Genomic DNA, 11,460 nt, shown 5'->3' with positions numbered 1-11,460 from the left:
CCCCGGCCCTGCACAATCGGTGGGATGACGCGCTGGCGGGTTCGACCGGACGGCTCGACCTGGGGCGACTTCGGGCCGGACGACCGGTGGGGACGGCTCAACCTGGTCGGCCCGGAGCAGGTCCGCAAGGGCATCGCCGAGGTCCGGGACGGCATCGTGTTCTGCCTGTCGCTGCCGCTGGACCGACCGGGTGGCAACGTGCTCAACCCGGGCCGGGTCCCACCGGTGCTGCGCCCCACGCTGCGGGCCGGGGCGGTCACCTTCAACTGCGACATGTCGGTGGCCGTGTCCGGGGCCACCGACGTGATGTGCGACGAGCTGGTCGTGCTGCCCTCACCTCCCGGGCGCGAACGCCCGCACCCGGTCCAGTGGCTCGCCGCCCTGGTACCTGCGCTCGCCGCGTGTGGCCTCGCCTGGGCGACCGGCTCGACGGTGTTCCTGCTGTTCGGGTTGCTGTCCCCGCTGATGGTGGTGGCCACCGCGCTGGGTGACCGCTGGCACGGGTGGCGGGTGGGTCGGCGCGCGGCACCGGGGTTCCGGCGCGCGGTCACGGTCGCCGGGCAGCGGGTCGACGACCTGCTCGCCGCCGAGACCGCGACCCGACTTGCCGAGTTCCCCGACCCGGCCACCGTGGCGCAGGTCGCCGGGCTGCCGGGCGTGGGCGTCTGGGCGCGACGGCCCGGGGACGACGACTGGCTGACGGTGCGGGTCGGGTGCGGGACGCAGGCGTCGCGCACCCGTGTCCGCGACGACGCCGGGGAGCGACCGGCCGGCGTGGTGCACGCCGTGCCCGTCGTCGCCGATCTCCGCGACCGCCCGCTCGGCGTCAGCGGGCCGTCCGGCGCCCGCGGCGGAACGGCGCGGTGGTGGGTGGCCCAGCTGGCGGTCCATCACTCCCCCGACGAGCTGACGATCGTGATCCTCACCGACGACGAGGCCTGGGCCTGGGCCCGCTGGCTGCCGCACGTCCGCCTCGCCGCCACCCCTGACGAGCAGGCACGGGCCGTCGAGCAGCTCGGTTCCGAGATCCGGCACCGGTTGCGACGCCGGTCCGTGCCCAGCGTTGCGGACACCGGGCTCGAGGCAAGGTCCGATGCGCGCGGCCCGGCCGTCGTCCTGGTCGCCGACACGCCCGTGGCTCCCGCCGTTCTCGACCTCGTCGCGCGCGGTGCCGCGGTGGGCGTGACCGCGGTGTGGTCCTCGGTCGACCCGGCCGCCCTGCCGAGCGGGTGCACGACCGTCGAGGTCTCGACCGACGGCCGCGGGCGGGTGGGTGACCTCGGCGCCGCCCTCGTGCCTGACCTCGTGAACGACCTCGTCACCGACACGGTGTCGGTCGGGTGGGCGGAGCAGCTGGCGCGCAGCCTGGCGCCGCTGGTCGACGCCCGTGCCCGCGACGCGGAACGGTTGCCCGCGCAGTGCTCACTGACCGGCCTGCTCGGGTTCGCCGACGTCGACGCGGCGACCGTCGCCGAGGCCTGGTCACGCAGCACCGGGCGCGCCGACACCGTGCTCGGGCGCACCGCGGGCGGGACGCTCGAGATCGACCTCGAGGCCGACGGCCCGCACGTCCTCGTGGCGGGCACCACCGGCGCGGGGAAGTCGGAACTGCTGCGCAGCCTCGTCGCCGGCCTGTGCCTGCGGCACCCGCCGGAGGAGCTCGCGGTGCTGCTGGTCGACTACAAGGGCGGGGCCGCGTTCGCCGAGTGCGCCGCCCTGCCGCACACCGCCGGTCTGGTCACCGACCTCGACCCGCACCTCACCGCCCGGGCCCTACGGTCGCTGGACGCCGAGGTCCGCCGCCGCGAGCTGCTGCTGCGCGACGCCGGAGCCGCCGACCTGGCCGCCTACCGGGCGGCGTCACCCCCGAGCCCCCTCGGTCGCCTCGTGATCGTCGTCGACGAGTTCGCGACGCTCGCCGAGGAGCTGCCCGACTTCGTCCCGGGCCTGGTGGGCATCGCCCAGCGCGGCCGCTCGCTCGGTATCCATCTGGTGCTCGCCACCCAGCGGCCCGGGTCCGTGGTCTCGCCGCAGATCCGCGCCAACACCAGCCTGCGCATCGCGTTGCGGGTCACCGACCCCGGTGAATCGGTCGACGTGATCGGCACCGACGACGCAGCGTCCATCACGCCGTCGACACCGGGCCGGGCCGTGCTGCGCGACGGCGTTGGGTTGCGGACGTTCCAGGCCGCCCGGCCGGTGGTCACGGCACCGCCGTCCGACGCGCCCCGGGTCACGGCGCTCGATGCGCGCCGCGGCGGGGCTCGCGACGGCGCAGATGTCGACCGCGGGCTGGGCGACATCGTGGCCGCGGTCGCGGGCGCGGCCGTCGCGACCTCCCGGCCGCGCGTCCGCAGTCCCTGGCTGCCGCCGCTGCCCGACCTCGTGTCCACCGCGATGCTCGGGCCCGGCGCGTTCGCCCGCACCGACGTACCGGACCGTCAGTGCCAGCCGGACATGGGCGTGGATCTCGACGCGCCCGAGTCCGTGCTGGTGCTCGGAACCGGGCGGTCGGGACGCACCACCGCCCTCGCGTCGGTCGCGCTCGCCGCCGCGCGGACGCGCGACGTGCACGAGGTGGAGATCCACCTGGTCGACGCCCGCGGTGATCTGCTCGGCCTGGTCGGCGGGTTGCCGCACGTTGCCACCTGCCTCGGGCCGGGCGATCTCGACCTCGTCGACACGCTGCTGGAACGGCTGCTCGCGCAGACGGGCACACGCAGCCACCTGCTGCTCGTCGACGGGTGGGACGTGCTGGTGGCAGCCATCGGCGACGCTGCCGCCCTCGGCGCGGAACAACGGTTGACCGCCCTGCTACGAGCCCCCGGGTCGGTGGCGGTGGTCGTGGCCGGTGACCGGTCGTTGGCCGCGCCGCGCTTCAGCGGCGCGTTCGGCCGGAGGCTCGCGCTGCGTCTCGGCGACGTCACGGACTACGGGGCGCTCGGCATCGCCGCGCGTGACGTGCCGGTCGCGTTCCCGCCCGGCCGCGGCGTCCGCGCCGAGGACGGCGTCGAGTTCCAGATTGCGGTGCCCGGCCGGGGCACCGAGCAGAGCGTGGGCGATGCGCTGCGCGCCGAGGTCGGCGGGCTGGCCGGCACGACGCGGGCCGCGCCGCCGGACCGGCTGCGGGTTCGGCCGTTGCCCCACGTGGTGTCCCTGGACCGGGTCGGGCCGCCCGGCCACCGGATCCGCATCGGGCTCGGCGGTGACGGCGCGGCCCCGGTCACCCTCGACCCGTTCGACGGGCCGCGACGATGGCTGGTGTGCGGGCCGCCGCGGTCCGGTCGCTCGGCCCTGCTCGCGATCGCGCTGGTCGAGGCGGTGCGGCTGGGCTGTCCGGCGCTGGTGGCGGCCACGTCGCGCTCGCCGCTGGCCGGGCTCGCCGAGCGGGTGGGCGTCCGTCGCGTCGATCCTGGCGCGGCCACCCCGCCCGAGCCCGTCGCGCCCACCCTGCTGCTCGTCGACGACGTCGACGCCTTCCTCGACACCGACGTCGGCGACGTCCTGCACTCCTGGGTCCGGCGGCCGGGCGGCCAGGTGTCGGTCCTGGCCTCCGGCCGTCCCGACGAGCTCGCGCTGGCCTACCGGGGTCTGGCCGCCGAACTGCGCCGCAGCCGGAGCGGCATCGTGCTGCGGCCCGGTCCCGTCGACGGCGAGCTGTTCGGGGTCACGCTGCCCCGCGCCCGGGCTGTCGACCCGCCCGGGCGCGGCCGGCTCGTCGGCGACCCGGCCTGGCGGATCGGCACGAGCGCCGCGTCGGCCGTCGTCCCGATCCAGGTCGCGTACGCCGAGCCGGCGTCGCTCAGTCCATGTGGGGGTAGCGGTGATCGACGTCCGACACGAACGTCTCCTTGATCGCGCGCGGCGACATCCACCGGGTCAGGTTCCAGATCGAGCCGGCCTTGTCGTTCGTGCCCGACGCCCGCGCGCCGCCGAAGGGCTGCTGCCCCACCACCGCGCCGGTCGGCTTGTCGTTGACGTAGAAGTTGCCGGCGGCGAAACGCAGCGCGTCCTGGGCCTGCAGCACCGCCGCCCGGTCGCGGGCGAACACCGCGCCGGTCAGGGCGTACGGCGACACCGACTCCAGCTGCGCCAACGTCGGTGCCCACTGGTCGTCGTCGAACACGTGCACGGCCAGGACCGGCCCGAAGTACTCCTCGCGGAACATCGCCGCCGCCGGGTCACTGCCCTCGACCACCGTCGGGCGGACGAACCAGCCCTCGGAGTCGTCCGCCTTGCCGCCGGCCAGCACGGAGGCGTCCGGGTCCGCGTGCAGGCGGTCGAGCACACCACGCAGCCGGTCGAAGGCCCGCCGGTCGATCACCGCGCCGCCGAAGTTCGAGAAGTCCGCGACGTCGCCGTAGGCCAGCGACTCGGTGACGGCCACCAACTCGTCACGGACCCCGCCCTGCCACAGCGAGCGCGGCACGTACGCCCGGGACGCCGCCGAACACTTCTGGCCCTGGTACTCGAACGCACCCCGCACCAATCCGGTCACCAGGGCGGCCGGGTCGGCGCTCGGGTGGGCGACGACGAAGTCCTTGCCCCCGGTCTCGCCCACCAGCCGGGGATAGGTCGCATACGAGCCGATCCGGGTGGCGACCTCACGCCACAGGTGCTGGAAGGTCGCGGTGGAGCCGGTGAAATGCACCCCGGCCAGGGCCGGGTGCGGCAGGGCCACCTCGCTGACCGCGGCGCCGTTGCCGGTGACCATGTTGATCACGCCGTCGGGCAGCCCGGCGGCCTCGAACAATTGCATGGTGTGGTGCGCGGCCACCTGCTGGGTGGGCGAGGGCTTCCAAACCACGACGTTGCCCATCAACGCCGGCGCGGACGGCAGGTTGCCGGCGATCGCGGTGAAGTTGAACGGGGTGATGGCCAGCACGAAACCCTCGAGCGGCCGGTAGTCCATCCGGTTCCACGTCAGCGGCGAGCTGACCGGCTGCTGCTCGAGCAGCTCGCGGGCGAAGTGCACGTTGTAGCGCAGGAAGTCGGCCAGCTCGCAGGCCGCGTCGATCTCGGCCTGCCGGGCGCTCTTGGACTGCCCCAGCATGGTGGCGGCGTTGAGCCGGTCGCGCCACGTCGTCGAGAGCAGGTCGGCGGCGCGGAGGAACACCGCCGCGCGCTCGTCGAAAGGCATGTCCCGCCACGCCGGCGCGGCCTTCAGGGAGGCATCGATGGCGGCCTCGACGTCCGCGGCGGTCGCGTCGGCCGTCTCGCCCAGCACGAGCTCGTGCCGGTGCGGGGCGCGCACCGCGATGCGTTCGCCGCCCGCCATCCGCCGGGTGCCGCCGACGGTCATGGTCAGCTCGGCGGCGTCACCGGACAGCTCGGCGAGGGCCGCCTGGAGGCTGGCCCGTTCGGCGGTGTCCGGGGCGTAGGAGCGCTGCGCTTCGTTGCGCGGCGGGGGCGGGGAGGTGACGGCGTCCATCACCCGATCGTGCCACGCGCTGCGGGAGCGGGTCAGAGCTCGCCCAGCAGGTGGGCGACCTCCTGGTTGGCGTACCAGGAGAGCTCGAAGCCCTCGGCGTCGTCGACGAGTTCCTGCGCGGCGCCGTCCCCGAGGTCGGCGGCCAGCATGGCGTCGGCCGCGGCCGTCACGGTGGCCTCGGCGTCGGCGTCGTCGACGTGCACCGACGCCACCGCCGACATCGGCACCGGGGCAGGCAACTCCACGACACCGCGGTCGCGGTCGTCGCGGACGGTGACGGCGGCCTCGGCCACCTCGACCGCGGCCACCACCCGGCGTCTCGCTGCACCGAGGTCGGCGTCGAGCAGCCGCAGCGAGGCCCGGGCGGCCTCGGTCATCGCGGCGTACTCGAGCTCGTCCGGGTCGTCGTCGACGTACCACTCGCGCAACCCGGGCGTGACGGCGAAACCGGTCAGCGGAGCCGGCCCGATCTCACCTCGCTCGACGAGGTGGGCTAGCACCGTCGACGTCGCCGGCAGGTACACCCTCATGACGGTCGCTCCCGCGTCCGGGGCCTGCGACGGCCGGCCGGGCCGCCGGCGGTCAGCTGCGCCTCGGGGCCGCCACCCGCGGCCGTGACCAGCTCGGCCAGCGACTCCTCCACCAGCTCCGCCAGCACGGCGACGTCGGGAACGGCGTCGCGGTCGGCGTTGACGCCGTAGTACACCCCGCCGTCGTAGGAGCTGACCGCGATCGACAGCGCCTGGCCCGGGCTCAGCGGCACGATCGGGAACGTCTCGGTCATCCGGGCTCCGGCCGCGTAGAGGGGGACCTGCGGCCCAGGCACGTTCGTGACCACCAGGCCGAACATGCGCCGGGTCAGTCCGGCGGTCGCCCGCGCGCCGAGCACGTGCAACGTCGGTGGGGCGAAACCGCTCAACGACGCCAACGTCCCGGCGCCCACGGCGCGTCCCGAGTTGCCGTGGGTGGCCATCGCGTAGCGCAGCTGAGCCAGTCGCAGCACGGGATCCGGCTCGCCCACCGGCAGGTCGACGAGCAGTGGGCGGACGGTGCTGGGCCGCGGCCCGTCCTGCGAGGCGCCGTCCCCGGGATCGCCACCCTCGGCGGACGGGGTGAGCCGGCCGTCGGTGACGCTCACCGGCACGAGCGCGCGCACGGACGTCGCCGCGCGCATCGGCGCCGCGCGGGACAGCAGCCAGCCGCGCAGTGCACCGGACACGACGGCGAGCATGGCGTCGTTCACGGTTCCGCCGAACGCGTCGCGCACCAGGCGGTAATCCTGCAACGAGGTGCGGGCGACGGCGAGGCGTCGTTGCTCGCCCAGTTCGACCGACAGCGGCGACGGGGTGGACGGGCGCAGCAGCGCCGTGCCGAGCGAGACCACGCCGCCGGCCAGGGCACCGACCCGCGACACCGTCGTGCCCACGTCACGCGCCGCGGCCCGTGCGGTGTCGGCGAGGGCGATCGGCCGACGGGCCAGCTCCACCACCGCGTCACGCACGAGCTCGACCGCACCGGGTTCCGAACCCGGCATCCAGATCGCCTCGACGGTGCGCCGCGGCGCGGGTGCGGCGTCGAGGATCACCTGCGCGATGTCGATGCCGTCGGGTTCGCCGATCATCGCCTCGTGGGTCTTGGTGACGATCGCGACGCGGCCGCCGGAGAGACCCTCCACGAGGTACATCTCCCAGAGCGGGCGCGCGCGGTCGAGGCGGCGCGACTGGATGCGGGCGCAGAACTCGAGCAGCTGCGCGTCGGTGCCCGGTCGCGGCAGGGCCGAGCGCCGGACGTGATAGGTGATGTCGAAATTCGGGTCGTCGACCCACAGCGGGTTGGCGAGATGGCCGGGCACCGTGACGACCTTCTGCCGGTACCGCGGGGCCAGCGAGATGCGCTCCTCGAGCAGGCGCACCAGCCGGTCGTAGTCGAACCCGTCGGGCGGCTCGGCGAACACGGCGAGCTCGCCCACGTGCTGGGGTGCCGTACGGGTCTCGCGGTGCAGGAAGGTGACGTCGGCCGAGGTCATCCGCTCGGTCATCGCACCCCCTCCTGGACGGTTCCGGTGCGCCGCGTCGTCACCCGGTAGGCCGCCATCCTCCCAGACCGCCGTGCACGGGCCGTCGCGTCACCGCCGGGCGCGCCGCGCACGATGACCGAGGCGCCGCCCGGACGGGACACCGACGCCGGTGACGGCGCCGGCCAGCTCGCGCACGGCCGTACGCAGCGGGCTGTTCGGCGTCGACTCGCTGAGCAGCCGGCCGGCGGCCACCGCAGTGTCGACCGCGCGGGGGTCCGACGGCAGCAGCGCGGCCGGGGTGCGCCCGGCGAAGCGCTCGAGCGCCGCCCGCAGCTCGGTTCCCGCATCGCCTGGGACGACTCCGGAGCGCACGCGGTTCAGGACGACCCAGACCGGAGCTTCGACCTCGGCGTCGCGCAGCTCGCCGAGCCCGCGGACCAGGCGCTGCATGCCGATGGGATCGGCCGACCCGACCGCGACGACGAGGTCGGCGTCGTCGAGCACGGCCAGCGTGGCCCCGTTTCGGCGCGGCGCCACGGTGTCGAAGGACAGCTCCTCGTCGGTCTCGAGGCAGAAGCCGCAGTCGACGACGGTGAAGTCGGCCAGCGCCCGCGCCGCGGCGAGCGCGGATGTGACCGCGGCAGGGCGCAGTTCGGGCCAGCGCGAGGCCAGCGGGATGCCGGTGAGCACGCGCAGCTGGGGCCCGAGCTGCCAGCACAGGGCAGCGAGCGCGGCGGCATCGACGCGCTGCGCGGACGCGAGCCGGGACGCGGCGGCCAGGCCGGGTGACTCGTCGAGCAGCCCCAGCACGGCGGCGACCGTGCCGCCGTAGACGTCGGCGTCCACGAGCAGGGCGGCGGGGCCAAGCCGGGCAATCTCGTCGGCGAGATTCACGGCGACCGTGGTGCGGCCCGGCGCCCCGGTCGGGCCCCACACGGCGATCACCGAGCCCCGCCGTTCCGGCTCGTCCGGGGCCACCGGGGCGCCCTCGCCAGGCGGGATGGCCATCGACGTCGACGGGTCGGCGTAGGTGCGCAGCGGACGCGAGGTGCCCTGCGGGTCGGGCGGGGCGGTCAGCGCGCGCACCGCCTCACCGAGAACGGACACGACCACGCCGGCGTCGGCGTCGTCGGGCAGCACGTAGGCGATGCCCAGCGCGCGCAGCCGCTGTTCGGCGGCGTCGTCCCCCCGCGCGACGACGCCGACGGGGACGACCGCGGCGGCGTGCAGGCGATCCACCACGTCGGCGTCCAGACGCCGCAGCGACGCGGCCACCAGGGCGGCCCGCCCTTGGCCGGACGCGGCGACGGCCAGCAGGTCGACGACATCGACGCAGCGACGCACGATCTCGACGGCGGCGTTGCGTTCGAGCGCGCTGACCAGCCGCTCCTCCCACGGCGCACCGTCGGCGACCGACAGGACCGGCAGCCTCATCGGGCCGTGCTGGCGCAGGCGGTCAGGTCGCTGGGCAGCTGGCCGGCCACCGGGGACGGCGCCGCAGAGCTGGGCGCCGCGGCGGGTGCCGTGCCGACGAGGACACCGGCGCGGATCTGCGCACCGTCGATGGCCAGCGCGGAGATGACGCGGTCGGCCTGGTCGGGGTCGACCGCGATCACGACGTCCTGCCCGTCGGACGTGCTGGACAGCGACCCGTCGCCCTTGCGCACGCTCTGCACGGTGACGTCGGGCAACAGCACCACGCTCGCGCAGCTGGCGGACGACACCCACACCTTGATCCGCTCTCCGGTGCGCAGGTCCGGCGCGGCGCCCGCGGCGAACGGGACGGTGACCGTGGTGCCCGGGCGCACGGACGCGACGGCCGCCGCGGGTACTAGCTCGCCCGAGGACACGGCGCGGTCGAGCTTCTTGCCGACGGCCGAGCCGACCTTGGCGAGGTAGACGCGCCGCCCGGCAGCGGGCAGTTGCACGTCGACGGTGGTGAGGTCGGAGGTGTGCAGCACCGTGCCCGCGGCCAGGTCGTGCCGCGCGGCCACGAGCTTGTGAGTGGCGCCCGCCCTCGACACGACCGTGGCGCCGATCAGCACGGCCGCGACGACCAGCACGACCCCGAGGACGAGGCGGAGGTCGAGCCAGCGCGGCGTCGCGATGCGCCGGGGCTCGGAAGACGGTGCGACCACACGCAGATCCTGCCCGATTTGTCCCCACCCGGCGAATCGCCTGTGGACAGCGCCGCCGGCCCGGACTCCCGCCTGACACACTGGGCCTGTTGCCATCCACCCGTTGCCACAGAGGACGAACCCTGCCGTTATGGGCGAACCGCGCTTCCTGACTCTGACCGACGTCGCCGATGTCCTCAACATCTCGCAGTCGCAGGTGTACGCGCTCGTGCGCAACAACGAGCTCGCCGCCATCAAGATCGGCGGACGGGGTCAGTGGCGCGTCGAGCGTGACCGTCTCGAGGACTACATCTCGCGCATGTACCGGCAGACCAGCGATTTCATCGCCGAGCATCCCTTCATCGAGGGAAACAGCATCGAAGGAACCAGCACCGAGGGAACCAGCGCCGACTCCGCGGACGCCTGACCCGGTCACGCGCCCCGGCGCACCACGGTGATGGCCGCGAGGGGAACCGCCTCGATCTCGCGCACCTCGGAGCGCCGTCGCGCCTCGCCGGCCGGGTGAGCCGCCACCTCGACGAAGTCGTCGCCGACCCGATCGATCGTCGCGTCGAGCACTGACCCGTCCACGAGGTGCACCCGCACCGACGACCGGTCGCGCGCGATCCCGCGCAGGACGTGCCGCAACCCCAGGCGGGACTCGACGACGCCCAGCGAGCCCGGAACCGCGGAGTAGCGCGGGAGCCCGCGGACGCGCAGGAGCCGGGCCGACACGACCACCGCCTCGCGACCACCCTCCTCGTCGAGCAGCACCCAGTCGGGGCCGACGCGGTGCACGGTGCCGGCCACGGCCAGCCCACCTGCGACCTGGAGCCGGACCGGGGCACCGATCGCGGCCCGCAGCCGGTCGAGCAGGGCCAGCGCGCCGACCTCGCCGCGCGTGCGCTCATCGACCTGGCCGGCCCGGTCGGCCCGGTCCAGCGCGGCAGCCTGCGCCTCCAGGTCGGCGAACAGCTGGTCCCAGCGCACGGGGTCATCGTGCCCGATCGTCGGGATCCAGCAAACCGTCTTGACCAGTCTCTTCTGAGCGCATATAAACACAAACACAAGCAAACGAAAGGAGAGACGTGCGGCGCTGCTGGTCCCGGCTGACCGTCCTCGCCCTGGGCGACGCGGCGGTGCTGGTCGGCGTGCGCCCGCCGTGGCACGCGACCGTGCACGGGCTGGCGCACCCCGGCCGGTGGCTGGACGCGGGCCCCGACGAGGCGCTCGGCCAGCTGTGCTCGGTCCTGCTCTGGCTGGCGGCGCTCTGGATCGCGCTGGGGCTCCTGGCCGGCGTCGGCACCCGGCTGCCCGGTGCCGTCGGACGGGTCTGCCTGCGCTGCGCCCGGCTGGTGCTCCCCCGGGTCGCGGTGCGCGTCATCCTGGGCTCGACCGGGTTGGGTCTGCTGGCCGTCCCTGCCGCCTACGCGGCCGGCCCGACGCACCCCGCCGCGCCGACCCGTGTCCCCGTCACCTCGACCTGGATGCACCCGTCCGCGTCGAGCTGGCTCGGCGACGTCGCGGCCGCCCCATGGCGGTCAGCGGCGCCGGCGCCGGTGAGCTCTCCCGCCGGGCCGGTGACGCCGCCCACCTGGCCGTCGAGCAGCGCGCCGACCCACGAGAACGCCCCGCCGCAGGCATCGGGAGCCCGCGCACACGTCCGGTCCGGCGACTCCTTGTGGGTGCTGGCCGCCCGTCGCCTGGGACCGAACGCCGCGGCCGACGACGTCGCCCACTACTGGCACCGGATCTACGCGGCGAACCGCAGCGTCGTCGGTGACGACCCGTCGGTCATCCACCCCGGGCAGGTCCTGCGCCTGCCCACGCCCGCACCCACCGAGGAGTCCCCGTGACCGCCGCCCTGAAGACCGCCGCCCCGCAGACCGCCGCCG

General features: G+C 75.1%; 9 protein-coding genes. 3 read left to right on the top strand and 6 right to left on the bottom strand.

From position 1 onward, the window contains the following. Positions 1–24 precede the first annotated feature (24 nt). Positions 25–3,855, top strand: coding sequence for an FtsK/SpoIIIE domain-containing protein (locus ACFFCA_RS19155; protein WP_375487770.1), 3,831 nt, complete (start codon positions 25–27; stop codon positions 3,853–3,855). On the opposite strand, the gene pruA is transcribed toward ACFFCA_RS19155, so the two are convergent. From pruA to ACFFCA_RS19130, 5 genes are all read right to left on the bottom strand, one after another. Continuing rightward, positions 3,803–5,431 carry an L-glutamate gamma-semialdehyde dehydrogenase gene (gene pruA, locus ACFFCA_RS19150; RefSeq protein WP_375487768.1) on the bottom strand — a complete coding sequence of 543 codons (1,629 nt, stop codon included), beginning with the start codon at positions 5,429–5,431 and terminating at the stop codon, positions 3,803–3,805. The two genes, ACFFCA_RS19155 and pruA, sit on opposite strands and share 53 nt — an antisense overlap. A 32-nt stretch (positions 5,432–5,463) precedes the next feature. Then, on the bottom strand, positions 5,464–5,961 hold the full coding sequence (locus ACFFCA_RS19145) for a DUF6912 family protein (protein WP_375487766.1): 498 nt from the start codon (positions 5,959–5,961) through the stop codon (positions 5,464–5,466). Further along, on the bottom strand, positions 5,958–7,469 hold the full coding sequence (locus tag ACFFCA_RS19140) for a wax ester/triacylglycerol synthase family O-acyltransferase (protein WP_375487764.1): 1,512 nt from the start codon (positions 7,467–7,469) through the stop codon (positions 5,958–5,960). The genes ACFFCA_RS19145 and ACFFCA_RS19140 overlap by 4 nt, the downstream gene beginning before the upstream one ends. A gap of 87 nt (positions 7,470–7,556) precedes the next feature. After that, positions 7,557–8,882 (bottom strand): CpaE family protein, encoded by a 1,326-nt coding sequence (locus ACFFCA_RS19135; RefSeq protein ID WP_375487762.1) that lies wholly within the window; start codon positions 8,880–8,882, stop codon positions 7,557–7,559. Next, positions 8,879–9,586, bottom strand: coding sequence for an SAF domain-containing protein (locus ACFFCA_RS19130; RefSeq protein WP_375487760.1), 708 nt, complete (start codon positions 9,584–9,586; stop codon positions 8,879–8,881). The genes ACFFCA_RS19135 and ACFFCA_RS19130 overlap by 4 nt, the downstream gene beginning before the upstream one ends. Positions 9,587–9,716: 130 nt before the next feature. Between ACFFCA_RS19130 and ACFFCA_RS19125 the strand changes: the two genes are divergently transcribed. After that, positions 9,717–9,992: a helix-turn-helix domain-containing protein gene (locus ACFFCA_RS19125; RefSeq protein ID WP_375487758.1), complete on the top strand. Its 276-nt coding sequence runs from the start codon at positions 9,717–9,719 to the stop codon at positions 9,990–9,992. Positions 9,993–9,997: 5 nt separating this feature from the next. On the opposite strand, the gene ACFFCA_RS19120 is transcribed toward ACFFCA_RS19125, so the two are convergent. After that, positions 9,998–10,555: a hypothetical protein gene (locus tag ACFFCA_RS19120; protein WP_375487756.1), complete on the bottom strand. Its 558-nt coding sequence runs from the start codon at positions 10,553–10,555 to the stop codon at positions 9,998–10,000. A 98-nt stretch (positions 10,556–10,653) separates the two neighbouring features. Here ACFFCA_RS19120 and ACFFCA_RS19115 point away from each other — a divergent pair, with 98 nt between their 5' ends. Further along, positions 10,654–11,421: a LysM peptidoglycan-binding domain-containing protein gene (locus ACFFCA_RS19115; protein WP_375487753.1), complete on the top strand. Its 768-nt coding sequence runs from the start codon at positions 10,654–10,656 to the stop codon at positions 11,419–11,421. Positions 11,422–11,460: the final 39 nt, after the last annotated feature.

This window comes from uncultured Jatrophihabitans sp. (assembly GCF_964252635.1).
Taxonomy (GTDB): Bacteria; Actinomycetota; Actinomycetes; order Mycobacteriales; family Jatrophihabitantaceae; genus Jatrophihabitans.
Note: the sequence above shows the minus strand (reverse complement) of the source record. Positions and strands in the feature narration are given on the sequence as shown.